The sequence below is a fragment of the Spirillospora sp. NPDC048819 genome, from assembly GCF_040650055.1.
In the GTDB taxonomy this organism is placed as follows: domain Bacteria; phylum Actinomycetota; class Actinomycetes; order Streptosporangiales; family Streptosporangiaceae; genus Spirillospora.
Genome location: NZ_JBEZGN010000035.1, coordinates 81755 through 104443, shown reverse-complemented (window position 1 = coordinate 104443; position 22689 = coordinate 81755). Strand labels below are relative to the sequence as shown.

26 protein-coding genes and 1 riboswitch are annotated in these 22689 nt (G+C 71.7%); of the genes, 9 read left to right on the top strand and 17 right to left on the bottom strand.

The genetic code is table 11. The features are described 5' to 3' along the window. Positions 1-4 precede the first annotated feature (4 nt). A complete protein-coding gene (locus AB0C35_RS35275; protein ID WP_358465873.1) occupies positions 5-1213 on the top strand; it encodes a transposase in 1209 nt (402 codons plus the stop codon). An 82-nt stretch (positions 1214-1295) separates the two neighbouring features. Then, complete coding sequence (locus AB0C35_RS35270; protein WP_358465871.1) at positions 1296-2906, top strand: ATP-dependent DNA ligase; 1611 nt, start codon at positions 1296-1298, stop codon at positions 2904-2906. A 145-nt stretch (positions 2907-3051) separates the two neighbouring features. Here AB0C35_RS35270 and AB0C35_RS35265 read toward each other — a convergent pair whose 3' ends face one another. Continuing rightward, complete coding sequence (locus AB0C35_RS35265) at positions 3052-4122, bottom strand: hypothetical protein (RefSeq protein WP_358465869.1); 1071 nt, start codon at positions 4120-4122, stop codon at positions 3052-3054. Between the two features lie 89 nt (positions 4123-4211). On the opposite strand from AB0C35_RS35265, the gene AB0C35_RS35260 reads away from it, so the two are divergent. After that, on the top strand, positions 4212-5309 hold the full coding sequence (locus AB0C35_RS35260) for a PLP-dependent cysteine synthase family protein (RefSeq protein ID WP_358465867.1): 1098 nt from the start codon (positions 4212-4214) through the stop codon (positions 5307-5309). Here AB0C35_RS35260 and AB0C35_RS35255 read toward each other — a convergent pair. Continuing rightward, positions 5299-6597, bottom strand: a complete 1299-nt coding sequence (locus tag AB0C35_RS35255) for a site-2 protease family protein (RefSeq protein WP_358465865.1) — start codon at positions 6595-6597, stop codon at positions 5299-5301. The two genes, AB0C35_RS35260 and AB0C35_RS35255, sit on opposite strands and share 11 nt — an antisense overlap. Positions 6598-6839: 242 nt before the next feature. Between AB0C35_RS35255 and AB0C35_RS35250 the strand changes: the two genes are divergently transcribed. From AB0C35_RS35250 to AB0C35_RS35230, 5 genes are all read left to right on the top strand, one after another. Then, positions 6840-7175 (top strand): hypothetical protein, encoded by a 336-nt coding sequence (locus AB0C35_RS35250; RefSeq protein ID WP_358465863.1) that lies wholly within the window; start codon positions 6840-6842, stop codon positions 7173-7175. A gap of 44 nt (positions 7176-7219) precedes the next feature. After that, positions 7220-7315: riboswitch (glycine riboswitch) on the top strand. A gap of 164 nt (positions 7316-7479) precedes the next feature. Further along, positions 7480-8574, top strand: coding sequence for a glycine cleavage system aminomethyltransferase GcvT (gcvT, locus tag AB0C35_RS35245; RefSeq protein WP_358465861.1), 1095 nt, complete (start codon positions 7480-7482; stop codon positions 8572-8574). A 17-nt stretch (positions 8575-8591) separates the two neighbouring features. After that, positions 8592-8981 carry a glycine cleavage system protein GcvH gene (gene gcvH / locus AB0C35_RS35240; RefSeq protein WP_358465859.1) on the top strand — a complete coding sequence of 130 codons (390 nt, stop codon included), beginning with the start codon at positions 8592-8594 and terminating at the stop codon, positions 8979-8981. 2 nt (positions 8982-8983) lie between these two features. Then, positions 8984-10240, top strand: a complete 1257-nt coding sequence (glyA, locus tag AB0C35_RS35235) for a serine hydroxymethyltransferase (RefSeq protein ID WP_358465857.1) — start codon at positions 8984-8986, stop codon at positions 10238-10240. A 55-nt stretch (positions 10241-10295) separates the two neighbouring features. Next, positions 10296-11669, top strand: coding sequence for an L-serine ammonia-lyase (locus AB0C35_RS35230; protein WP_358465855.1), 1374 nt, complete (start codon positions 10296-10298; stop codon positions 11667-11669). 28 nt (positions 11670-11697) lie between these two features. On the opposite strand, the gene AB0C35_RS35225 is transcribed toward AB0C35_RS35230, so the two are convergent. Continuing rightward, positions 11698-12279, bottom strand: coding sequence for a hypothetical protein (locus AB0C35_RS35225; protein ID WP_358465853.1), 582 nt, complete (start codon positions 12277-12279; stop codon positions 11698-11700). Continuing rightward, positions 12269-12604: a hypothetical protein gene (locus AB0C35_RS35220; protein WP_358465851.1), complete on the bottom strand. Its 336-nt coding sequence runs from the start codon at positions 12602-12604 to the stop codon at positions 12269-12271. The genes AB0C35_RS35225 and AB0C35_RS35220 overlap by 11 nt, the downstream gene beginning before the upstream one ends. A 390-nt stretch (positions 12605-12994) precedes the next feature. Here AB0C35_RS35220 and AB0C35_RS35215 point away from each other — a divergent pair, with 390 nt between their 5' ends. Further along, complete coding sequence (locus AB0C35_RS35215) at positions 12995-13336, top strand: VOC family protein (protein WP_358465849.1); 342 nt, start codon at positions 12995-12997, stop codon at positions 13334-13336. Between the two features lie 6 nt (positions 13337-13342). Here AB0C35_RS35215 and AB0C35_RS35210 read toward each other — a convergent pair whose 3' ends face one another. The 13 genes from AB0C35_RS35210 to AB0C35_RS35150 form a co-directional block, all read right to left on the bottom strand. Beyond that, positions 13343-13831, bottom strand: coding sequence for a hypothetical protein (locus AB0C35_RS35210; RefSeq protein ID WP_358465848.1), 489 nt, complete (start codon positions 13829-13831; stop codon positions 13343-13345). Positions 13832-14060: 229 nt separating this feature from the next. Further along, entirely contained in the window at positions 14061-14507 is a 447-nt protein-coding gene (locus AB0C35_RS35205) for a helix-turn-helix domain-containing protein (protein WP_358465846.1), read from the bottom strand. 352 nt (positions 14508-14859) lie between these two features. Continuing rightward, positions 14860-16023 carry a thiolase family protein gene (locus tag AB0C35_RS35200; RefSeq protein WP_358465844.1) on the bottom strand — a complete coding sequence of 388 codons (1164 nt, stop codon included), beginning with the start codon at positions 16021-16023 and terminating at the stop codon, positions 14860-14862. Positions 16024-16144: 121 nt separating this feature from the next. Then, on the bottom strand, positions 16145-16735 hold the full coding sequence (locus tag AB0C35_RS35195) for a hypothetical protein (RefSeq protein WP_358465842.1): 591 nt from the start codon (positions 16733-16735) through the stop codon (positions 16145-16147). A gap of 312 nt (positions 16736-17047) precedes the next feature. Further along, positions 17048-17626 carry an alkaline shock response membrane anchor protein AmaP gene (locus AB0C35_RS35190; protein WP_358465840.1) on the bottom strand — a complete coding sequence of 193 codons (579 nt, stop codon included), beginning with the start codon at positions 17624-17626 and terminating at the stop codon, positions 17048-17050. Beyond that, positions 17626-18234: a DUF6286 domain-containing protein gene (locus tag AB0C35_RS35185; protein WP_358465838.1), complete on the bottom strand. Its 609-nt coding sequence runs from the start codon at positions 18232-18234 to the stop codon at positions 17626-17628. The genes AB0C35_RS35190 and AB0C35_RS35185 overlap by 1 nt, the downstream gene beginning before the upstream one ends. Next, a complete protein-coding gene (locus AB0C35_RS35180) occupies positions 18231-18584 on the bottom strand; it encodes an Asp23/Gls24 family envelope stress response protein (RefSeq protein ID WP_358465836.1) in 354 nt (117 codons plus the stop codon). The genes AB0C35_RS35185 and AB0C35_RS35180 overlap by 4 nt, the downstream gene beginning before the upstream one ends. After that, positions 18581-18760 (bottom strand): hypothetical protein, encoded by a 180-nt coding sequence (locus tag AB0C35_RS35175; RefSeq protein ID WP_358465899.1) that lies wholly within the window; start codon positions 18758-18760, stop codon positions 18581-18583. The genes AB0C35_RS35180 and AB0C35_RS35175 overlap by 4 nt, the downstream gene beginning before the upstream one ends. A 168-nt stretch (positions 18761-18928) precedes the next feature. Continuing rightward, positions 18929-19246, bottom strand: a complete 318-nt coding sequence (locus tag AB0C35_RS35170; RefSeq protein WP_358465834.1) for a hypothetical protein — start codon at positions 19244-19246, stop codon at positions 18929-18931. A gap of 233 nt (positions 19247-19479) precedes the next feature. Then, entirely contained in the window at positions 19480-19911 is a 432-nt protein-coding gene (locus AB0C35_RS35165; RefSeq protein ID WP_358465897.1) for an Asp23/Gls24 family envelope stress response protein, read from the bottom strand. A gap of 140 nt (positions 19912-20051) precedes the next feature. Continuing rightward, positions 20052-20267, bottom strand: a complete 216-nt coding sequence (locus AB0C35_RS35160) for a hypothetical protein (protein ID WP_358465832.1) — start codon at positions 20265-20267, stop codon at positions 20052-20054. 47 nt (positions 20268-20314) lie between these two features. Then, positions 20315-20986: a response regulator gene (locus tag AB0C35_RS35155; protein WP_358465830.1), complete on the bottom strand. Its 672-nt coding sequence runs from the start codon at positions 20984-20986 to the stop codon at positions 20315-20317. Further along, positions 20983-22599, bottom strand: a complete 1617-nt coding sequence (locus AB0C35_RS35150) for a sensor histidine kinase (protein WP_358465828.1) — start codon at positions 22597-22599, stop codon at positions 20983-20985. The genes AB0C35_RS35155 and AB0C35_RS35150 overlap by 4 nt, the downstream gene beginning before the upstream one ends. Positions 22600-22689: the final 90 nt, after the last annotated feature.

Below are 22689 nucleotides of genomic sequence, written 5' to 3'. Positions count from 1 at the left end.
CAGCATGACGACGCCAGCTGAAGCCGTGGGCGAGGGGGCCGGGAACGCCCGGTACACCTACCGGCTCCGGCTGTCGTCGACCGCCGAGCGGGCGCTGCTGGCCGAGTGGGACCGGTGCCGGTGGGTGTGGAACGAATGCGTCGCCCGATCCAAGACCGCGCACCGGGCGAAGGAATCGTGCGGCCCCGCGCGGCTGGACAAGATGCTGACCGGCTGGCGCGCCGAGCGGCAGTGGCTGCGCGAGGGCGCCTCGGTCCCCCAGCAGCAGACCATCCGGGACTTCGCCAAGTCCCGGACCAAGACCCTCAAAGACATCACCGAACGGCTGCCGGTCAAGCAGCGCGCCGGGATGCCCCGGTTCAGAAAGAGAGACCTGGCCGCCCCCACGCTGAACTACACCCGCCGGGGGTTCCGCCTCAAAGACGGCCGCCTGCGTCTGGCCGGCGGGATCGCGGTGACGGTGGTGTGGTCGCGGGACCTGCCCGCCGACCCGTCATCGGTGCGGATCCACCGCGACACCCTCGGCCACTGGTACGCCTCCTTCGTCGTCCCCGCCCAGGCCGAGCCGCTGCCCGCCACCGGCCAGGCGATCGGGATCGACTGGGGCGTGACCGAGACCGCCACCACCACCTCCGACACCCACGACCTGGCGCACGCCGAGCACGGCACCAAGACCGCCGGGCGACTGGCGCACTACCGGCGGATGATGGCGCGGCGCCGTGCCCCGAAGGGCAAGGCGCAGTCCAAGGGATACCGCAAAGCCCAGCGGCAGGCCGCCAAAGCCTGCAAGAAGGTCGCGCGACAGCGGCAGGACGACGCCCGCAAATGGGCCAAGAAGGTGGTGCGCGACCATGACGCCATCGCGGTGGAGGACTTCCACCCCAAGTTCCTGGCCAAAACCACGATGGCGCGCAAGGCCGCCGACGCGGCGATCTCGGCCACCAAGCACGAACTGATCAACATGGCGCGCAAGCACGGCCGCGAACTGCGGCTGGTGCACCCCGCGCACACCACCATGGACTGCGGAGGGTGCGGTGCGAGAGCCAAGCACGCGCTGCCGCTGTCGGAACGCACCTATACCTGCACCGCGTGCGGAGCCGTCTCGCCCAGGGACAAGAACTCCGCACGGGTGATGCTGGTCCGGGCGGGTCTGAACCCGGACGGTGCCGATGGCGCAAGACCTCCTGCCCCGCCGGGGCAGCAGGCGGCCTGAGCCGTGAATCCCCGCACATCTCATGGCGGGAGGGACCCCAACGATCCCTCCCTTCAGGGAGGGGAGCAGTCAAAATGGAGGGGTGCTTATTGCCGATATCACGCGGACGTCGCAGGCGGTGGCGGGCACCTCGGGCCGGAAGGCCAAGGTATCCGCGCTCGCGGAATGCCTGCGCGCGGCGGAACCGGGCGAGGCCGCGACCGTCGTCGCCTACCTGTCCGGTGAGCTGCCGCAACGCCAGATCGGGGTCGGGTACGCGTCGCTGCGGGAAATCCCGCCGCCCGCCGCGGAACCGACCCTGACCGTCCCGGAGGTGGACGCCGCGTTCACCGAGATCGGCGCGGTCTCCGGCCCGGGCTCGGTCGCCCGGCGGCGCGAACTGCTCGCGGCGCTGTTCGGCCGCGCCACCCGCACCGAGCAGGACTTCCTGATCAGGCTGCTGGCGGGCGAGCTGCGGCAGGGCGCGCTGGACGGCGTGATGGCCGAGGCGATCGCTGCCGCCGCGCGGATCCCGTCCGCCGAGGTACGGCGGGCACTCATGCTGCGCGGGACGCTGGGGCCGGTCGCCACCGCCGCCCTCGCCGGCGGCGTCGACGCACTGCGCGAATTCACACTGGAGGTCGGGCGGCCCATCAAGCCGATGCTCGCCGCGTCCGCCCCGTCCATCGAGGACGCGCTCGGCAAGCTCGACGCCGAGGCGGCCGTCGAGTGGAAGCTCGACGGGATCCGCGCGCAGGTCCACGTGTCCGACGGCGAGGTGCGGGTGTTCACCCGGACGCTGGACGAAATCACCTCCCGGCTGCCCGAGGTGGTGGCGGCCGTGCGGGAACTGCCCGTCCGGGCGGCCGTGTTCGACGGCGAGCTGATCGCGCTCCGGCCGGACGGGCGCCCCCACCCGTTCCAGGTCACCGCCGCCCGCACCGCCACACGGACCGCCAAGACCACCGAACCGGTACCGCTGTCGGTATACCTGTTCGACGTCCTATACCTGGACGAAACCGAACCCGCCACAGAAGGCGCGGGCAACGAAGCCGGAGGCACGCCTGAAGGCGCGGGGCGGTCCTCGGGGGGCGGTGCCGGGGGCGATCTGCTCGATGCGCAGGGTGCGGTGCGGTACGAGGCGCTGGCGCGGGTCGTGCCCGAGGAGTTGCGGATGCCCCGGGTCGTCACCGCCGACCCGGCACGGGCCAAGGAGGTCTTCGACGAGGCGGTCGCGCGCGGCCACGAGGGCGTCGTGGTCAAATCCCTCGACACCCCGTACACGGCCGGGCGGCGCGGCGCGGGCTGGATCAAGGTGAAGCCGCGGCACACCCTCGACCTCGTCGTCCTCGCCGTCGAATGGGGGCACGGCCGCCGGCAGGGGCTGCTGTCCAACCTGCACCTCGGCGCCCGCGACCCCGAGACCGGCGGGTTCGTCATGCTCGGCAAGACGTTCAAGGGCCTCACCGACGAGCTGCTCGCCTGGCAGACGAAGCGGCTCCGCGAACTGGCTGTGCGCGAGGACGACTGGACGGTCCACGTCCGGCCCGAGCTGGTCGTCGAGATCGCGTTCGACGGCGTCCAGCACAGCCCCCGCTACCCGGGCGGCATCGCCCTCCGCTTCGCCCGCGTCCTGCGCTACCGCCCCGACAAGTCCGCCACCGAGGCCGACACGATCGAAACCGTCCGCGCCGTCGCCCCACTCATGGACTAAGCCCCGGCTGATGCGCCAGTGGCGGGCTGTCATGCGCCGGGCCGGTCATACGCCAGGTGCCAGCCCCAGGCCGATCAGGCACCGGCGCGGCCCCCGTCGCTGGGCCGGTCATGGGCTGGGCCGGTCAGGGGTTGGGGTGGGGTGGTCAGGTGGGGGTGCCGGCTCGGGGGCGGCCGCCGGTTGGGGGTTCCTCTTCGGGGGCCTGGTGGGGGTCGCGTTCCGGGGCGGGTGGGCGGTCGCGGCGTTTGGACGCGGCGCGTGTCCTTAGCCGGGACGCGTTTCCGTCGCGGGTCACGGCGCGGCGGCGTGTGCGCGTCTCGGCGCGGCGTTCGGCCCAGGTGCGGGTCTTGCGCCGGGAGGGGGACGCGGCCTTGCGTTCCGCGCGGGCGGCGGCTCTGCGCTGCACTCGGGCGAGGCGCCGGCGGCGGGCGCGCTCGGTGGCCTCGTTGCGGCGTTGCAGCAGCTCGGGCGGGATGAGGTCGTGGCGTCCCGCGATGAACTCCTGCACCCAGATCTTGCCGCGGATGAGCGGCCGGCGGATCGACTTCTCCCGCCGGACGGCCCGCTGGTACCGGCGCGACTCCCGGTCGTACCGCCAGCGCGACCAGGGCGAGCCGGGCCGCGCCACCCGGATCGCGCCGATGATCAGGAGGGCGGGGACGAACAGGCCGATGAGCCCGGTCCAGATCTTGCCCTTCAGCAGCGTGAGCACGGCGAGGGCGAGGTTGACGACGAGGAACGCGACATAGACCGGGGACATGGAGTCGGCGGGATCCAGGCCGAGGGTCGCGTAGCCGAGCGGGTGGACGCCAAGCAGCAGCAGCCCCGTCACCGCGATGGCGACGAAGACGGCGTCGACGGACGCGCGGCCCTTCTCCGTCCAGTAGACGTCGCTGAGGTGCAGGATCAGCGCGAACTCGTCCAGGACGAGGGCGGAGCCCATCCCGAACACGACGGCCGCCGCCAGGTCGAGGCCGACGAGCGCGTCGGGGACGGCGAGGCTCGCCACGCCGCCCGCCAGCATCAGCACGACGCCGAACACGACATGGTGGATGTGCACGTCGCCGGCGGTCACGTTCCGGAACCACCGCACGTTCGAGCGGATCAGCCGGACGTTCACCCGCGTCAGCACAAAAGTGATCATGAACGCGACGAAGAAACCGAACAGCGGCAGCCGCCCGGTCTCCACGATGCGCGCGTCGAACATCTCGATCATCTGCCCCCCGCAGCCTCCATCATGCCCGGTGACATGCACGGATATCGTGGGACGCGGCCGATCAGCGACGATCCGAGGAGAAACCCGCCGTGACCCGCATCGAGGACCGTTGCGACCCCGGGTACCGGGCGTGGATTTCCGAGGCCGTCCGGCTCGTCGACGCCGACGCCAACCGCAGCGCCGACACGCACCTGCACGTGTTCCCGCTGCCGCCGGAGTGGGGCATCGACCTGTATCTGAAGGACGAGTCCGTCCACCCCACCGGTTCCCTCAAACACCGGCTCGCGCGGTCGCTGTTCCTGTACGGGCTGGCGAACGGCTGGATCCGCGCCGACACGACGATCATCGAGGCGTCCAGCGGGTCGACGGCGGTGTCGGAGGCGTACTTCGCGCGGCTGCTCGGGCTGCCGTTCGTCGCGGTGATGCCGGCGTCCACCAGCCCGGAGAAGATCCAGCTCATCGAGTTCCACGGCGGCCGCTGCCATCTGGTGGACGACCCGTCGTCGATCTACGACGAGTCGCGGCGGCTCGCGGCCGAGTGCGGCGGGCACTTCATGGACCAGTTCACCTACGCCGAGCGGGCCACGGACTGGCGCGGCAACAACAACATCGCCGAGTCGATCTTCGAGCAGATGCGGCTGGAGCGGTTCCCCGAGCCGTCCTGGGTGGTGGTCGGCGCGGGCACCGGCGGGACGTCCGCGACGATCGGCCGGTACGCGCGGTACCGGCGGTTCCAGACGCGGCTCGCGGTCGTCGACCCGGAGGGGTCGGCGTTCTTCGGCTCGTTCGCCGACGGGGACCCGGAGCGGACGGCGGCGGGCTCGCGGATCGAGGGCATCGGGCGTCCCCGCGTCGAGCCGTCCTTCCTGCCGACGGTCATCGACCGGATGATCCGGGTGCCGGACGCGGCGTCCGTCGCGGCGATGCGCTGGACGAGCGAGGTCACCGGCCGCGACGTCGGCGGCTCGACCGGCACCAACATGTGGGGCGCGGCGGTGCTGATCGCGCAGATGCGGGCGAACGGGGAGCGCGGCAGCGTCGTCACGCTGATCTGCGACGGCGCCGAACGCTACACCGGGACCTACGGGTCGGACGCGTGGCTGGCCGAGCAGGGCCTGGACATAGAGCCCTACCTCGCCGCGCTGGACGGCTTCCTGAAGACCGGCGCGTTGCCCGCTAACCCGTGAACCGGACGGGGTTGACGAGGTCGGCGTAGATGAGCAGCCCGCCCATGACGATCAGGACGGCCGCCATCACATAGGTCACCGGCAACGCCTTGGCGACGTCCACATAGCCGGGGTCGGGCCTGCGGAAGAGCTTGGCGAACGCCTTCTTGATCGCCTCCAGGAGGGCGCCGGCGATGTGCCCGCCGTCCAGCGGCAGCAGCGGGACGAGGTTGAACATCCCGACCGCGAGGTTCAGCGACCCGAGCAGCATCACGAAGTAGGAGACCTTCTCGGCGCCGGTGAGGGTGTCGGACGCGGCCACGTCCCCGCCGATCCGGCTGACGCCGACGACCCCGATCGGCCCGTTCGGGTCGCGCTTCTCCCCGCCGAACGCCGCCTCCCAGATGCCGACCATCTTCTCCGGCATCCGCACCAGCGCTCCCGCGGTGCGGGCGGTCAGGTCGCCCATCGTGCTCGCGACCGCGCCGGGGCCCTGCCGCTCGACGGCGCTGGTCGGCGTGATGCCGAGGAACCCGACCTCGACGATCCGTTCCCGGTCCTCCAGGTGGTACATCTGGTTGCGGGTGATCGGGACGTTGAGCTTCACGTCCTGCCCGCCGCGTTCGACGGTCATCGGCACGGTCTGGCCGCCCGCCCCGCGGATCAGCTCCTGCAGCTCCCGGTAGTCGTCGATCTTCTTGCCGTCGAACACGACGATCTGGTCACCGGCCTGCAGCCCGACCTGCTTCGCCGGGGTCGGCGCGGCGTTCGCCGGGCACTCGGTGAGCTCGGACTGGCTCGCCGGCACCATGCACTGGGCGACCTCCCGGATCACCGGCTGCGGCTGGTTCGTGCCGATGCCCATCAGCAGGATCGCGAAGAAGACCACCGCCAGCAGCAGGTTCATCGCGGGCCCGCCGGACATGATCAGCAGCTTCTGCCACCACTTCTTGCCGTAGAAGACGCGGTCCTCGTCGCCCGGCCGGACCTCCTCCAGCGCCACCCCGCGCGCGGACTCGATGAGCCCCTGGAACGGGCCGGTGCTGGCCTGCCGGATCGTGCCCGGGGCGTCTCCTTTGCGCGGTGGCAGCATCCCGATCATCCGGATGTAGCCGCCGAGCGGAATCCATTTGATCCCGTACTCGGTCTCGCCGCGGCGCCACGACCACATCGTGGGCCCGAACCCGACCATGAACTGGGTGGTCCGCACCTTGAACAGCTTGGCGAACGAGAAGTGCCCGAGCTCGTGCAGCGCGATGGACACCAGCAGGCCGAAGAACAGAATCAACGCTCCAGCCAGGTATGCCATGCGGCTAGCCCCTCCGGTTCATGCACCCCGCTCACCGGGGGGTGGTCAACAGCAACCAACTCAGAGTACGTCACAGGCTCCGATTTGGTTGAACCACCGCGCAAGGCTGCCGGGGCCATTCGCGACCCCGTTTTGAGGTGTGCTGCTAAGCGGGGCGCCCGGGATTGGCACACTCCGCGCTATTCCCGGGACGCTTCGCCTGCGACCATGGCGCCCCCACCCCGGTGCACGGAGGTTCTGCCTTGAAGCGCGGTCATATAGCGGTCCTGGCGTTGGTGCTCGCTCTCGGCGCAGGCGGATGCGGCGGCTCCGACGACGGCGGTGGCGGGGCCGCGGAGACGTCGCCGCCCGCGCCGTCGTCCGCTTCGTCCGGTCAGGGGAACACGGTCCTGCCGTCGCCGCCCCCGCAGTCGGAGGCGGCCAAGGCGTTCAGCGACTGCATGCGCAAGCAGGGGGTGGAGCTGCCGAGCCCGCACCCGACGTCCACCCCGACCGAGCAGGACATCAAGAAGCGGATGACGGCCCTGCGCACGTGCATGAAGGCGCTGTCGGAATCCCCGCCCACGGCGCCGCGCTGACCCTCGCGGCGTCGGGGGCGATGCCCTAGGATGCTGGACGCCGATGATCCCGTGCGGGAGAGTCCCTCGCAGCCGGCCAGGGACGCCGAAGGAGCAAATCCTCCCCGGAACCTCTCAGGCCCATGGACCGCACGGGTACGGCGACCTCTGGAAAGCGGGGACCCGGTCCCCCGCCGAAGGTGAAAGCCCGCCCCGGTGGCGGGTGAATCTCTCAGGCGCCGATGACAGAGGGGGAGGCACCGAACCGCCCGGTGCGCGAGTGGGACGATGGACCACACGCGCCCGTGACGAAGGAGCCGATCCGATGTCCGCCGAACCGACCGCGAAGAAGACGCCGCTGTACGACGTCCACCAGGACCTCGGCGCGAACCTCGTCGACTTCGCCGGCCACCTGATGCCGCTGCGCTACGCGAGCGAGACCGCCGAGCACCAGGCCGTCCGCACCGGAGCGGGGCTGTTCGACCTGTCGCACATGGGGGAGATCTTCGTCTCCGGGCCGGGGGCGGGCGCGGCGCTCGACTTCGCGCTGGTCGGCAACCTCGCGTCGATGCCGGTGGGCAAGGCCCGCTACACGATGGTCTGCGGGCAGGACGGCGGCGTCCTCGACGACGTGATCGTCTACCGGCTCGCCGACGCCACCTGGATGGTCGTCGCGAACGCCGCCAACACCGATGTCGTGCGGGAGGCGCTGACCGAACGGGCCGCGGCCTTCGAGGCGGCCGTCGAGGACCGCTCCGGCGCCTACGGCCTGATCGCGCTGCAGGGTCCCCGTTCCCAGGAAATTCTCGAAGGGTTCACCGACGCGGCCGTCGGCGACCTCAAGTACTACGCGGTCCTCGCCGGGCGGGTCGCGGGCGTCGACGCCCTCATCGCCCGCACCGGGTACACCGGCGAGGACGGCTTCGAGCTGTTCGTCGACGCGTCCGACGCCGTCGCGGTGTGGAAGGCGCTCGCCGGGGTGGACGGCGTCGTCCCCGCCGGGCTGGCCGCGCGCGACTCGCTGCGTCTCGAAGCGGGCATGCCGCTGTACGGCAACGAGCTGACCGCCGAGACCACGCCGTTCGAGGCGGGCCTCGGCCGGATCGTGAAGCTGGACAAGGCGGGCGACTTCGTCGGGAAGACCGCCCTGGCGGCGCAGGCGCAGACCCCGCCGGGCCGTAGGCTCGTGGGACTTGTCGCGCGCGGGCGTCGCGCGCCGCGCAAGGGGTATCAGGTCGTCACGTCCGGCGGCACGCCGTGCGGGATCGTGACGAGCGGCGCCCCGTCGCCCACACTGGGCACGCCGATCGCCTTGGCGTACCTCGACAGCGGCGTCGAGGAGACGGACCTCGCGGTGGACGTCCGCGGCCGGCAGGAGCCGGTGGACGTGGTGTCCCTGCCGTTCTACAAGCGTTCCTGAGAGAGAAAGAAGTGATCGTGAGCGTTCCGGAGCAGCTCCGCTACAGCGAAGAGCACGAGTGGGTGTCCGGCCTCGGTGGCGAGGACGGCATCGTCACCATCGGCATCACCGCGCACGCCGCCGACGCCCTCGGGGAGATCGTCTACCTCGAGCTGCAGCCGTCCGAGGGCGACGCCGTCGAGGCGGGCGAGCCCTGCGGCGAGATCGAGTCGACCAAGTCCGTCAGCGACATCTACTCCCCCGTCAGCGGCGAGATCACCGCGATCAACGGCTCGGTGGTGGACGAGCCCAAGGTCATCAACGACGACCCGTACGGCGAGGGCTGGATCTTCAAGGTCCGCATCTCCGAGGAGCCGGGCGACCTGCTCGACTCCGCCGCCTACGACAAGCTGATCGAGGAGAGCTGATCTTGAGCCTGAACGATTCGCTCGCCACGGCCGACCCGGAGGTCGCCGCGGCCGTCGCCGCCGAGCTCAGGCGGCAGCAGTCCACCCTCGAGATGATCGCCTCGGAGAACTTCGCGCCGGTCTCCGTCCTGGAGGCGCAGGGCTCCGTCCTCACCAACAAGTACGCCGAGGGCTACCCCGGCCGGCGCTACTACGGCGGCTGCGAGCACGTCGACGTCACCGAGCAGCTCGCCATCGACCGCGCCAAGTCGCTGTTCGGCGCCGAGCACGCGAACGTCCAGCCGCACAGCGGCGCGCAGGCCAACACGGCCGTGTACTTCGCGATGCTCCAGCACGGCGACACGATCCTCGGCCTCGACCTCGCGCACGGCGGGCACCTCACCCACGGGATGCGGCTGAACTACTCCGGCAAGACGCTGAACGTGGTGCCCTACCACGTCCGCGCGGAGGACGGCCTGGTCGACATGGACGAGGTGGCGTCCCTCGCGGCCGAGCACCGTCCCAAGATGATCGTGGCGGGCTGGTCGGCGTATCCGCGGCAGCTCGACTTCCCCGCGTTCCGGGAGATCGCGGACGCGTGCGGTGCCCTTCTCATGGTCGACATGGCGCACTTCGCCGGCCTCGTCGCCGCGGGGCTGCACCCGTCGCCCGTCCCGTACGCGGACATCGTCACGACCACCACGCACAAGACGCTCGGCGGCCCCCGCGGCGGCCTGATCCTCGCCCGCGAGGAGTACGGCAAGAAGATCAACTCCGCGGTGTTCCCCGGCATGCAGGGCGGCCCGCTGGAGCATGTGATCGCCGCCAAGGCCGTCGCCCTCAAGATCGCCGCCTCGGACGAGTTCCGCGCCCGCCAGTCCCTCACCGTCGAAGGGGCCAAGCTCCTCGCAGAACGCCTGCTCGCCGAGGACTCCGCCAAGGCCGGCGTGCGGGTCCTGACCGGCGGCACGGACGTCCACCTCGTCCTCGTCGACCTCGTGGACTCCGACCTCACCGGCCGCGACGCCGAGGACCGCCTCCACGGCATCGGCATCACCGTCAACCGCAACGCCGTCCCGAACGACCCGCGTCCGCCGATGGTCACCTCGGGCCTGCGGATCGGCACGCCCGCCCTCGCCACCCGCGGCTTCACCACCGCCGACTTCGCCGAGGTCGCCGACATCATCGCGCTGGCCCTCCAGCCCGACTTCGACCGCGACGCCCTGTCGGCGCGCGTGAAGGCCCTCGCCGACGAGCATCCCCTGTACCCGAACCTGTGACGTCGCCGCGCCCCCTGCCACCCCGGGAGGGGGCGCAAGCTACAACGGAGTAGCAATGGCCATCAGCGTTTTCGACCTGTTCAAAATCGGGATCGGCCCGTCCTCGTCCCACACCGGCGGCCCGATGGCCGCCGCACACCGCTTCGCCCGCGGCCTGCACCAGGACGGACTGCTGGAGAAGACCGCGTCCGTCCAGGCCGTCCTCTACGGTTCCCTGGGCCTCACCGGAAAGGGCCACGGCAGCGACAAGGCCGTCATCCTCGGCCTCGAAGGCGACAAACCCGAACTCGTCGACGTCGACGGGATGGACGACCGCCTTGCAAGAATCCGCGAACGCGGAGTTCTGCGCCTCTTCAACGACCACGAAATCCCCTTCGTGGTCAACGAACACCTCGTCTTCGAGCGCAAGAAATCGCTGCCCGGCCACCCCAACGGCATGTGCTTCACGGCCCTCGACTCCTCGGGCGGCGAACTGCGCACAAAGGTCTACTACTCCGTCGGCGGCGGCTTCATCGTGGACGAGAACGCCACCGGCGCCGACCGCATAAAACCCGACGACACCACCCTCCCCCACCCCTTCGACACGGCCGCCGAACTCCTCGAACGCTGCCGGGAGACGGGCCTGTCGATCTCCGCCCTCATGCTGGAGAACGAAAAGGCGTTCGGCCGGACGTCCCGGCAGATCCACGACGACCTCCTGAACCTCTGGCAGGTGATGCGCGCCTGCGTGACCCGCGGCTGCACCTGCGAGGGCCTCCTGCCCGGCGGCCTGAAGGTACGCCGCCGCGCACCCCAGCTGCACCGCCAGCTCACGACCGAGAAGGCGTCCGACCCGCTCCACGCGATGGACTGGGTCACCCTTTTCGCGCTGGCCGTCAACGAGGAGAACGCCGCCGGCGGCCGCGTCGTCACCGCCCCCACCAACGGCGCCGCCGGCATCGTCCCGGCCGTCCTGCACTACTACGACCGCTTCGTCCCCGGCTGCGACGACGACGGCATCGTCCGGTTCCTCCTGACCGCCGGCGCGATCGGCGTCCTGTTCAAGCAGAACGCCTCCATCTCCGGCGCCGAGGTCGGCTGCCAGGGCGAGGTCGGCTCCGCCTGCTCCATGGCCGCCGCCGGCCTCACCGAGGTCCTCGGCGGCACCCCCGAGCAGGTCGAGAACGCCGCCGAGATCGGCATCGAGCACAACCTCGGCCTCACCTGCGACCCCGTCGGCGGCCTCGTCCAGGTCCCCTGCATCGAACGCAACGCCGTCGGCGCCATCAAGGCCATCAGCGCCGCCCGCATCTCCCTCCGCGGCGACGGCCGCCACTTCGTCTCCCTGGACAAGGCGATCAAAACCATGCGCGACACCGGCCGCGACATGCTCGACAAGTACAAGGAGACGTCCCGAGGCGGCCTCGCCGTCAACGTCATCGAATGCTGACCGGCGGAGGCCGGTTGCGTGCGGCTCGCTACCGGTAGCCGCGTTTGAGCAGGTATTTTGCCCCTGCCTCGAAGCCCTCGGGGCTGAGCACCTCGAACCCGAAGGCGTCGGCGAGCCTGTCGGTGACGTTGAAGGCGGCGCAGACCGCCAGCGCGTCCTTGACCTGCTGGGGTGAGACACCGGCGGCGAGCACCTCCCGCATGTCCTCGGCGCCGACCTTTCCCTCCCGGGTCAGCTTGCCGAGCATCCGCAGCGTCGCCCGCAGCGGCTCCTCGACGGGCGCGGATTCGAGGTCGGCCAGCACCGCCGCGACCCGCGGCCCGTCCTGGTACGCCTGGCTCGCGGTCGCGGTGTGCGCGCGGATGCAGAACGCGGTCTCGTTCACCTTGGACACGTAGGCCGCCATCAGCTCCCGGTCGCCCACCGACCAGTCGGACGGCCCGCGCATCGCCTCATGGGTGAACTCCTTGGCGCGGGCACCGTAGAAGCCGGGCCGGTAGAAGACCAGCCTGGCGGCGTCCGGCACCGGGTGCCCGGAGAACCGCCGGATGAGCGCGAACAGCAGTTTGGTCCTGCGGCGGTAGCCGTGGTCGAGGATGTCAAGTCGCATGACCCGGCCTCCCCTGGACGGCCGCTTCGGCCAGGGCCGCCAGTCCGGCTTCATACTGCCGGGCGGACTGGCCGACCGCGGCGCATATCACCAGCTCGAAAAGCTGGTCCTCGGTGCAGCCCGACGCCTTCGCCGCAGCCAGGTCCGCCTCGGTGACCTGCGCCGGGCTGTCGGCGACCTTGCCGATCAGCGCGTCCAGCGGTGGGGGGAGGCCGTCGTTGGCGAAGGCACGCGCCCGCTGCTCCGCCGACGCCCTGCCCTCTCCGCTCAGCACGCGATCCACCAGGGCTCGGTGCGCTGCTCGCTTCTTGTCCTCGTCCGGCACGGTGCCTCCACCTCCTTCTGGGCTGGGACGTCCGCCCTCATGAACTAGACGATCGGCGCGCACCCGAACAAGACACACGGCCGAAGAAAAGCCGACCACCGAGCGGTACCCGCACACCAGACGGATATTTCAAGGCGGCTGTCTGATCACCGTTCGCGCGGGCCGGTCGATCGCCCGTCGCGGCATCCCGGACGCCGACGCTACCGACCCGTCATCGTGTACAGGTCACGTTCCGGTGCCGTCGCTGCCACGCACGGGGTGCACATCGGTCATGCTCCTTTTCCTGAGCACCTCCGGCGGGTCGGGTGGGCTGCCTTCGTCGGCGGCGATGAGTTCGCGGCGTCGTGGAGGTCGGTATCGGCGACACATCGGCTCCACAGTGAGGACGACATGGCACTGGATCTCTTCGCCGGCATTCCCGTCACCGATTACGGCGCCGCGTTGCCGTGGTACGAGCGGTTCTTCGGCGGGCCGCCGTCGTTTCTGCCGAACGACATCGAGGCGGTGTGGGAGGTGGCCGAGCACCGGTACATCTACATCGTGCAGGAACCGGAACGGGCGGGGAACGCCATGGTGCTGTCGTTCGTCAGCGACCTCGACGACCGGGTCGCCGGGATCGCCGGGCGGGGCATCGAACCCGCGGAGCGCGAGACGTACGACAACGGCGTGACCAAGGTGACCTACCGGGACGCGGAAGGCAACGAGATCAGCTTCGGCGGCGGGCCCGGCTGACGGGGTTCACTCCGGACGTCTGAAGTGCCGCACGCCCAGTTGCAGGAAGGAACCACCGAACGCGAACGTCGCGAGTCCGGCGAGCAGGAAGAGCACCGTGCTCAGCAAGGTCGTCACGAGGCGGCTCCAACTCCACGCCCCGGGCTCGTACGCCGTCCCGCCGGCCAGCCGTGCGGGCAGCCTCCGGTCCCGCCGGCATTCGCCGGAGTGCTCCACCTTGACGCCGGGTGTGCCAACGCCTCGATCAGGCAGAAAATCCCCCTGGCACGTCGACGGTGACCTATGTCCGCCATTGTGCTTCAGGCCCGTGATGGTCACCGTCCCGGAAGTCCCGGTCATGCCGTAGGTCGCCGCCCAGGCCTTGCCGTTGGCGAACAGTCCCCAAGCGGACAGGCCCAGGAACGGCGCCGCCACGAGGAACAGAACGCCGAATACGAGCCACCCGTAGTCGCGCCCCGCACCTTCGCTCGTTGCTATCGGGCTCACCTTCTCCAAGCAGCAGGGCCGAGCCTGTCCGTGGCCGGCCCACTTCCTGTGTGAGATGCGCACCGATGGTGCGGGGTTCATCCTCGGGCACGGGAGCGGCTGAGTGCGCCGTCCCGTCATGGGCGCGCCTCCCGGGCGGGAGATCGGCGCGCGGGAGCCGGCCCGGGGCTCGGCGGTCGCAAGCGCCGATCTCGTCCTGCCTCGTTGCGCGCTCTGGCCCTCGCAGGCGCGGGCCGGGTCAGGAGGTGACGGTGCCGCGGCCGGTGGGTGAGTGGGCGCCCCGGCGGGCCTCGTTGCCGCAGTGGCGGCAGATGACCATGGGGCTGACCGGGTGGCCGCAGGAGTGCTGCCAGCGGACGGGCGGGTCGTCCGCATGCAGGTGGCGGTCGCCCCACTTCATGAGGACGAGCAGGACGTCGCACAGTTCCACGCCCGCGGGCGTCAGGTGGTACTCGTGGCGGACCGGGTGGTCGCTGTAGCGCTCGCGGCGGATGATGCCGTTCGCCTCCAGCTTGCGGAGCCGGGACGCAAGGATGTCGCGGGACGCGCCAGTGTTGCGAACGATCTGGTCGAAGCGCCGCACCCCGTAGCTGAGTTCGCGGATCGCGAGAAGGCTCCAGCGTTCGCCGACCAGGTCCAGGGTGTCGGCGACCGAACACTCGCGTGGATGGGCGTCCTTCGGCATACCGGGAAGCCTAGTCCGCTGCCCGCCTGCCTTCGCCGGTCTGATGCCCTCGCCGCCCACGGGCCGGGCCGGCGCGTGCGCGAGGACGCCACGGGCACGAGGACCCCGCGGGCACGAGGACCCACGGGCACGAGGCCGGCGCGGGCACGAGGACGGCACGGGCACGAGGACGGCACGGGCACGAGGACGGCACGGGCACGAGGCCGGCACGGGGCACGAGGCCGGCACGGGGCACGAGGCCGGCGCGGGTGCGAGGGCGGCGCGGGTGTGAGGACGCGGCGACGGGACTGCCCGGTGCCGGTCGGCGCCGAGCCGGGTCCGCACCGGCTGTGGGGTCTGGTCGGCTCGTCTGTCAGAGCCGCTCGATGACGGTGGCGTTGGCGAGACCGCCGGCCTCGCACATGGTCTGCAAGCCGTATCGTCCGCCGCGGTCTTCGAGGGCGTGCAGCAGCGTCGTCATGATGCGGGCTCCGCTGGCGCCGAGGGGGTGGCCGATGGCGATCGCGCCGCCGCGGACGTTGACGCGCGCGAGGTCGGCGCCGGTCTCGCGCTGCCAGGCGAGGACGACGGGTGAGAACGCCTCGTTCACCTCGAACAGGTCGATGTCGGCTAGTGCGAGGCCGGCCCTGTCGAGGACCTTCTCGGTCGCCGGGATGATCGCGGTGAGCATCAGCAGCGGGTCGTCGCCGGTCACGGCGAACGCGTGGAAGCGGGCGCGGGGGCGCAGGCCGAGGCGCTCGGCGACGTCGGCGCCCATGACCAGGACGGCGGCGGCGCCGTCGTTGATCGGGGACGCGTTGCCCGCGGTGATCTTCCAGCCGATCTCGGGGAACCGCTCGGCCGTGCGCTCGTCGTAGTAGGCGGGCTTGAGCCCGGCGAGGATCTCCGGGGACGTTCCGGGGCGGACGGTCTCGTCCCGCTGCCCCGGCCAGGCGACCTCGCGGTCGAACTCGCCGTTCTTCCACGCCTCGGCTGCGCGCCGGTGCGACTCGTGGGCGTAGGCGTCGAGTTCCTCGCGGGACAGGTCCCAGCGGGCGGCGATGAGTTCGGCGCTGATGCCCTGGCCGACGAGGCCGTCCGGGTAGCGTTCGCCGAGCATCGTCCCGTACGGGTTGCTGCCGGGCAGCACGTTCGACCCCATCGGGACCCGCGACATCGACTCGACGCCGCACGCGATCGCGATGTCGTACGCGCCGCTCTGCACGCCCTGCGCCGCGATGTGCAGGGCCTGCTGGGACGAGCCGCACTGCCGGTCGACGGTCATCGCGGGGACGCTTTCGGGGAACCCGGCGGCCAGGACGGCCGTGCGGGTGATGTTGAGCGCCTGGTCGCCGACCTGGGTGACGACACCGCCCACGACGTCGTCGATCTGTGCCGGGTCGATGCCCGCGCGTTCGACCAGCGACTTCAGCGTGCGTGCCAGCAGGTCGGCCGGGTAGTCCTCGTGCAGCATCCCGTTGGGCTTGCCCTTGCCCACGGGGGTGCGCACCGCCTCCACGATCACCGCGTCCCGCATGACCTCACCTCCGTTGCGTTTTCCAACTCACTATCGAAGTATGCGATCAGTAAGTTGGAAAACACAACCTACTCCCCGGTGCTCTGCCTCACACCCGCGTGGAAGGGGACGTCCCCGGAACTCAGAGCTTCCCGTCGAGCAGCACCGTGCGATGCCCCGCCAGGCGGCGAGTGAACTCGGCGACGAACTCGGGCCGCAGCGGCGGCCAGTTCCAGAACGTGAACCCGAGATGCCCGAAGGCGAAGTAGTCGTCCGCCCACCGCCACGCGGCCGGTTCGACGGCGCGCGTGCAAGCGGGACAGGCGATGATGCCGTCGCGCCCCTCAGACCACTCCGTCATCGCCTCGCCGAAGGGTTCCCAGGCCTCGCGGACGAGCTCGTAGCCCTCGTCGACCAGCTCGATCGTGGTGGCGCAATGAGGACAGGAGACGGCGCTGGGCTCGCCCTGTCCCGCGTCGAACACACTTCGCCCGGTCGCGATGTCGAGGCCGTTCGTCCAGAGGTCCCGCCAGGAGGGATACCCCTCGCCGTCCAGCACCGCATCGGCACGCGGACCGGGCGGGTGCCCGAGATCGGCGCCCAGGACGCAGTCGGTGCGCCCGGCGGCGACGACGCCCGAGGCGACGAGCCAGTCCAGCACGTCCCGTGCCAGACGCTCCGCCTCGTCGGGGCCGGCCTGCACGTCCACCAGCGTCTGGAAGTAGTCACCCATGATCGGATCAGCGTAACGGCCGGGACAGGCACGGCGCTTCGTGACGGACGCGGCGAAGCGCCCGGACAGACGGAACCCGGGGGTCACGGCGTATACCGTCGTGACCCCCGGGCGGTCGGGCCGCTCAGCGGGAGGGGCCCATGCTGTGGTCCGTCTGATCCCTCCATACGTCGAAGGACCCCGTGGTGGAGCCGCCCGAGACTTCAAGGTCGGACAAGCATGCCTCCTCTGCCCTCGACGTCACGTTCACTTCGGACATTAACCCCAATACCTCCACAAAGCCCTCAATGGATACCAAAGTGTCGTCAAGGATCAGATGACGGTCGGGGACTGCTCTCCGGGCACCAGGCGCAGCCGCACCACCGTGGGCACCGAATCACGCTCCAGAGCGGCCCGCAGGTGCGGGACGGCCTCGTCCTGGACGCGCCGGCGCAGCTCGGCGGGGTCCGCGAGCCGCTCGTAGGCGACGTTCAGCCGCAGCTCGGGCCGCCTCGACGAGCCGACCAGCCGGGCCCGCACCTTGCGCACGCCCGGATACTCGCCGATCTCGGCCTCGAGCGCGCCGGCGAGGGCCTTGGCCGACAACCGCGTCGTCCCGGCCTCGGCGTCCGGCTCCAGCGCGAGGCCCGGCAGTTTCCCCGTGCGTCCCTGCGCGAGCAGCCACGCCAGCCCCAGCAGCGCCAGGACGACCGCCGCGGCGGCGACGGCCGGCCAGAACCAGGCGTTGTCCTCGGCGAAGCGGCGCGCCCCGCCGGTGAGGACCGGGGAAGAGGCCCGCCCGTCCCCGAAGGCGCCCAGGCCCCGGGCGAGGCCCGCGCCCCCGGCGGCGGCGAGGACGGCGCCGAGCAGGGTCAGGCCGGTGCGGTTGATGCGCGCGGGACGGCGGTCCATCACGTCCCCTGATGCGTCAGCCGCACCCGGACGGACCGGCCGGGCAGCGGCTCAAGGCGGTCGAGCCGGTCGCGCACGGCCGCGGTGACGCCCTCGTCCAGCCCGGCGGGCTCGCGCACGGGCGTCTTCGCGACCACCTTCACCCGGCGGCGGCGCAGCCGGACCCGCCGCACGCCCGACACCCCCGGCGCCTCCTCGGCGGCCGCGGCGACGGCGCGCTTGAGCCCGCGTCTGCTCACCCCCATCATCAGGCTCGGATCGCGGCCGTGCAGCGGGACCATCCGGGACCTGCCCGGCAGCAGCGCCGCCAGCAAGAAGACCAGGCCGAGCAGCGCCAGGGCGCCGAAGATCGCGAGTGCGTACCAGTCGTCCCACGCCGCGTCCCGCACCCACCCGTACGGAAAGATCCGCGCCGGACGGTCGAGCAGCGCCGAGATGACCTCGATCGCCGTCAGCACGCCCGCCGCCGTGAGCAGCAGCGCACCGACCATGGCGGGACGCACCCGGCGCGAGTGGAACGCGCGCTTCGCCGCACGGTCGGCCTTGCGCGTCCTGCCCTTCGGCTCACGCCGCTCTTCGGTGGTCCGAGGCGCGGCCTGCACGGTCACAGCACGGTCCTCTCGCGCGATGCCGCGCTCCCCAGCTCGGACACGTCGATGTCCACCTGCCGGACGGTGAGGCCGGTCAGCTCCGCCACCCGTCCGCGCACGCTCTCGCGCACCTGCCGCGCGACCTCGCGCACCGGCATCGGGTAGGCCACCGACATCGCCACCCTGGCGGTGACGATGTCCCCGTTCACCCGGACCTCGGTGCGGGCCGGACGGCGCCCGGGGACAGGCACGCCGAGGACGCTCCGGCCGACTCCGCCGGACTCCTCGACCTCCCCCGCGGCCTCGGCCACGATGCGCGCCACGGCCCGTTCACTGATCGTCGTGCTGCCCCGCTCCGCGGCCGTCATCGCGACCGCCGGCCGGTGCCGATCAGCCGCCCGAGGTCGAGATCGCCCTCGACGGCGCGGCCCACCAGGAAGCCGAGCGCGCCGAGGAACAGGACGATGAAGAACGGCCCGAACCCGCCGAACGCGCCGGCGAACCCGAGCGCCACCCCGAAGGCCATCCCGACGAGCGGCCACAGCAGTCTCATGTCCATCCCGATCTCCCCCTCGCGTCCGGGCCGCCGCCGGTACGGCGGTCACCCGCCTTCGTCCGGCAGGCGCTCCGCCCGGCGGGCCGCCCGCGGGCGCGGGCGAGCCGGTGCGGCGCTCCCCGGCCGGCCGCGGGGCGGGCCCACCGGGCGTCCGCGCTAGCCGTCATCGGCCAGGTCCCCGATCAGTACGTCGACCCGCCGCCGACCTGCCAGCGGACGCACGGCCCGCCGGACGTCGTCGGCGATCTCGGCACACGGCCGTCCGTACCGGACGACGACCCCGACCTCGACCTCACCGGAACGCACCGCAACGCCCGCGAGCGGCGGCCCGGCCCGATACGTCGCGATCCAGCCGCGCGGACCGGCCGTCAGCCCCAGCACGTCCGGACACGTCATGGCCGCCTCGGCGACCCGCTCGGCCAAACCGGCGACCGCCTGCGGCCCCTCAGCCCCGACCCCGGCCTGTGCGCCCATGCCCCTCACCACACCATCAGCTTCCGCGCCAGGCCCCCCGGACGATCCCGGGCCGCGCTCACGAGACGAACCCGGGCCGATCCCGCCGGACGATCCCTCACCAAGTCCACGGGGCACGGAATCGTCTGGGCGCGGGTGCGGACGGTGGTCGTCCCGAGCCGGGTTGTGGCGGCGGTACGTGTCGGCCGCGGACCTGGGCTGCGGGAACAGGCCCGCGTCGTTCGTCCAGGCGATCATCGAACCCGGGGCTCCTCGGGCCGCTCGTCCACATCCTCACCGGCGACGTGGACGTCGTCCACGGTGATGTTCACCTCGACGACCTCCAGGCCGCACATGTGCTCGACCTCGTTGACGACGTTGGTGCGCACGGCGCCGGCGAGGTCGGGGATGGACAGCCCGTACTCGACGACGAGGTCGATGTCGACGGCGGCCTGGCGCTCGCCCACCTGGACGGCGACGCCCTGCGTGCTGTCGGTCGTCATCCCGGGCATGCGCTCCCTGACCGACCCGAGCGTCCGCGACATCCCGGTGCCCATCGCGTGCACGCCGCCGACCTGCTTGGCGGCCATCGTCGCGATCTTGGCGACCACGGCGTCGGCGATCCGGGTGCTGCCGTCGGACGTGACGAGTTCGCTGGAGCCTCCGTCGGCGCCGCGCTTGCGCATCGTCCCGGCAGCGCTCTGACCGGCGACCCGCGCATCATCCTGGCTCATGACGTTCCCCCATGCCTCGGCTGATGTGCGATTACTGCTCGCCGCAGACCGGGCGAACCGCGTTATCGGAGAAAAAGCGGGTCAACGTCGGTTTACTCGACCGGCGCGGAACGGGCGCCGCCGTCGCGGTGCGCGGCGCGTGCGTCGCGCGGCGGCGCCTGGCCCTTGAACATCTCGCGCATCTTGCGGGCGGCGTCGCCGGGCTTCTTCTTCTGCCCCTTGCCCTCGGTGCGGGGCGGGCGTTTCCCGTGCTCCGGCTCGGTGTCCCCGGTCGCCTTGTCGTCGGCCCTGTCTGGCTTGTCGTTCACGACAACTCCCCCGAAGTCGTTTCACCCTCGCCCCATGCGTACCCCGTCTACCCGGGATAGAAGCGCATTTCCGGGCGGCCGACCTGGCCGTAGTGGGGCCGGCGGTGCGCCAGGCCGTTGTCCGCGAGGTATTCGAGGTAGCGGCGGGCGGTGACGCGGGAGACGCCGGTCAGGTCGGCGGCCGCCGCGGCCGACAGCCCGTCGGCGGCGCCGCTCAGCACCTCGGTGACGGCCTGCAGCGTCTCGCCGCTCATGCCCTTGGGCAGCGAGCGGTGGTCGGGGGTGCGGAGGGTGGCGAGCATGCCGTCCACGTCGGCCTGGCCGCTGACCTCGCCCGCGCCGACCGCCCGCTCCCGGAACCGCGCGTAGCGGTCGAGCTTGTCGCGCAGCGACGCGAACGTGAACGGCTTGAGCAGGTACTGGACGACGCCGACCGACACCGCCGACCGGATCACGGCCAGGTCGCGGGCGGAGGTGACGGCGATGACGTCCACGTCGCTGCCCCCGGCGCGGAGCGCGCGGCACACCTTGAGGCCGTGGGTGTCGGGCAGGTAGAAGTCCAGCAGGACGACGTCGACGGCGGTGCGCTCGCAGAACCGCAGCGCGTCGGCCCCGGAGTGGACGACGCCGGAGACGGCGAAGCCGGCGACGCGCTCGACGTAGGAGCGGTGCGCCTCCGCGGCGACCGGGTCGTCCTCGACGACGAGCACTCTGATCATGGCGGGTCCAGGGGCAGCCGGACGGTGAAGACGGCGCCGTCGTCGTGCCCCACGTGAACGTCGCCGCCGTGGCGCCGGACGGCCTGCCCGACCAGCGCGAGACCGAGGCCGTGGCCGACGGGCCCGCCGGACGTCTTGGTCGTCCAGCCGCGCCGGAACATCTCGGGCACGGCGTCCGGATCCACTCCGGGCCCGCTGTCGGACACCTCCAGGACGAGCGCGCCGCCGTCCTTCCGGGCCCGGACGACCACGCGCGGCGGTCGGACGTCGGCGCCCGCGAGCGCGGCGTCCACCGCGTTGTCGATGAGGTTGCCGAGGATGGTGAGGAGGTCGCGGGGCTCGGCGACGCACTCGATCACGGTGTCCTCGGTGACGACCAGGTCGACGCCGCGTTCCCCCGCCTCCGCGGACTTCCCGAGCAGCAGGGCCGCCAGCACCGGTTCGGTCACCGAGCCGACGACCCGGTCGGTGAGCCGCTGCGCGGTCTTCAGCTCGGCGGTGGCGAACTCGACGGCCTGGTCGGTACGGCCCAGCTCCACCAGCGACACCACCGTGTGCAGGCGGTTCGCCGCCTCGTGGGCCTGCGACCGCAGCGACTCGGCGAACCCGCGCACGGTGTCGAGCTCGCCGGTCAGCCCCTGCAGCTCGGTGTGGTCGCGCAGGGTGACGACGTTGCCCATCGCCCGGTCCCGCGACCGGACGGGCGAGGTGTTGACGACGAGGACGCGCGTGTCGGCGACGTGGATCTCGTCCGGCCGCGGCTCCGGTGAGACAAGGGTGGCGACCAGCTCGTCCGGCAGGCCCAGCTCCGTGACGAGCCGTCCCCGCAGTTCGGCTGAGGGCACTTGCGGGGGGTGCAGGTCGAGGAGGTCCCGGGCGGCGTCGTTGCAGAGGACGACGCGTCCCGACCGGTCCAGCAGGAGGAGGCCCTCCCGGACGGTGTGCAGGATCGCCTGGTAGTACTCGAACATTTCGCGCAGCTCGCCGGGCGCGACGCCGCGGGTCTGGCGGCGCAGGCGGGCGGCGACCAGGTAGCTGCCGCCCACGCCGACCACGAGGACGGCGGCGGCGACGCCGACCAGGTAGAGAAGCCGCTCCCGCAGCTCCGCGGAGATGACGCGGATCGTGATGCCGACCGCGACCAGCGCGACGATCCGGCCGCCGACGTAGACGGGTGTGACGGTGCGGACGGACGGGCCGAGCGTCCCGGTGTAGGTCTCGGTGAACGTCAGCCCCGTGAGGGCGGGCCCGGTGTTGCCGACGAAGCGCCCGCCGATCCGGGACGGGTTCGGGTGGGTGTAGCGGATCCCGGCCGGGCTCATGATCGTGATGAAGTCGACGCCGGTGTCGTGGCGGACGCGTTCGGCGTACGGCTGGAGCAGCCGGCTGGGGTCGGGGGACGCGAGCGCGGTGCGGACGTTGTCCGCGTCCGCGATGCTCTGCGCGACGGCCGTGACGGTCTGCGCGGCGGCGTCGTCCGCGGACCGCCCGGCGTCCAGGTAGGCCATGGTCGCACCGGCCGTCACGAGCAGCCCGACGATCGCGGCCTGCAGCACCAGCAGCTGCCGCGCCAGGCTCCAGCTGCTGGGAACCGTCCATCCGGGACGCCGCACACGCGCACCTCTCGTTCTCGGACTCACCGTGAACGAAATGTACACAAGGGTGACCAGTCACATCAGAACGCGCATAGTGACGGGTGCACA

What these genes read in the sequence shown, in the direction of transcription:
- AB0C35_RS35275 (WP_358465873.1), top strand. Translation starts at nt 5, where the DNA reads ATGACGACGCCAGCTGAAGCCGTGGGCGAGGGGGCCGGGAACGCCCGG.
- AB0C35_RS35265 (WP_358465869.1), bottom strand. Translation starts at nt 4,122, where the DNA reads ATGATCGAGATGTTCGACGCGCGCATCGTGGAGACCGGGCGGCTGCCG.
- AB0C35_RS35255 (WP_358465865.1), bottom strand. Translation starts at nt 6,597, where the DNA reads ATGGCATACCTGGCTGGAGCGTTGATTCTGTTCTTCGGCCTGCTGGTG.
- gcvT (WP_358465861.1), top strand. Translation starts at nt 7,480, where the DNA reads ATGTCCGCCGAACCGACCGCGAAGAAGACGCCGCTGTACGACGTCCAC.
- AB0C35_RS35230 (WP_358465855.1), top strand. Translation starts at nt 10,296, where the DNA reads ATGGCCATCAGCGTTTTCGACCTGTTCAAAATCGGGATCGGCCCGTCC.
- AB0C35_RS35225 (WP_358465853.1), bottom strand. Translation starts at nt 12,279, where the DNA reads ATGCGACTTGACATCCTCGACCACGGCTACCGCCGCAGGACCAAACTG.
- AB0C35_RS35215 (WP_358465849.1), top strand. Translation starts at nt 12,995, where the DNA reads ATGGCACTGGATCTCTTCGCCGGCATTCCCGTCACCGATTACGGCGCC.
- AB0C35_RS35205 (WP_358465846.1), bottom strand. Translation starts at nt 14,507, where the DNA reads ATGCCGAAGGACGCCCATCCACGCGAGTGTTCGGTCGCCGACACCCTG.
- AB0C35_RS35200 (WP_358465844.1), bottom strand. Translation starts at nt 16,023, where the DNA reads ATGCGGGACGCGGTGATCGTGGAGGCGGTGCGCACCCCCGTGGGCAAG.
- AB0C35_RS35195 (WP_358465842.1), bottom strand. Translation starts at nt 16,735, where the DNA reads ATGGGTGACTACTTCCAGACGCTGGTGGACGTGCAGGCCGGCCCCGAC.
- AB0C35_RS35190 (WP_358465840.1), bottom strand. Translation starts at nt 17,626, where the DNA reads ATGGACCGCCGTCCCGCGCGCATCAACCGCACCGGCCTGACCCTGCTC.
- AB0C35_RS35180 (WP_358465836.1), bottom strand. Translation starts at nt 18,584, where the DNA reads ATGACGGCCGCGGAGCGGGGCAGCACGACGATCAGTGAACGGGCCGTG.
- AB0C35_RS35170 (WP_358465834.1), bottom strand. Translation starts at nt 19,246, where the DNA reads ATGGGCGCACAGGCCGGGGTCGGGGCTGAGGGGCCGCAGGCGGTCGCC.
- AB0C35_RS35165 (WP_358465897.1), bottom strand. Translation starts at nt 19,911, where the DNA reads ATGCGCAAGCGCGGCGCCGACGGAGGCTCCAGCGAACTCGTCACGTCC.
- AB0C35_RS35155 (WP_358465830.1), bottom strand. Translation starts at nt 20,986, where the DNA reads ATGATCAGAGTGCTCGTCGTCGAGGACGACCCGGTCGCCGCGGAGGCG.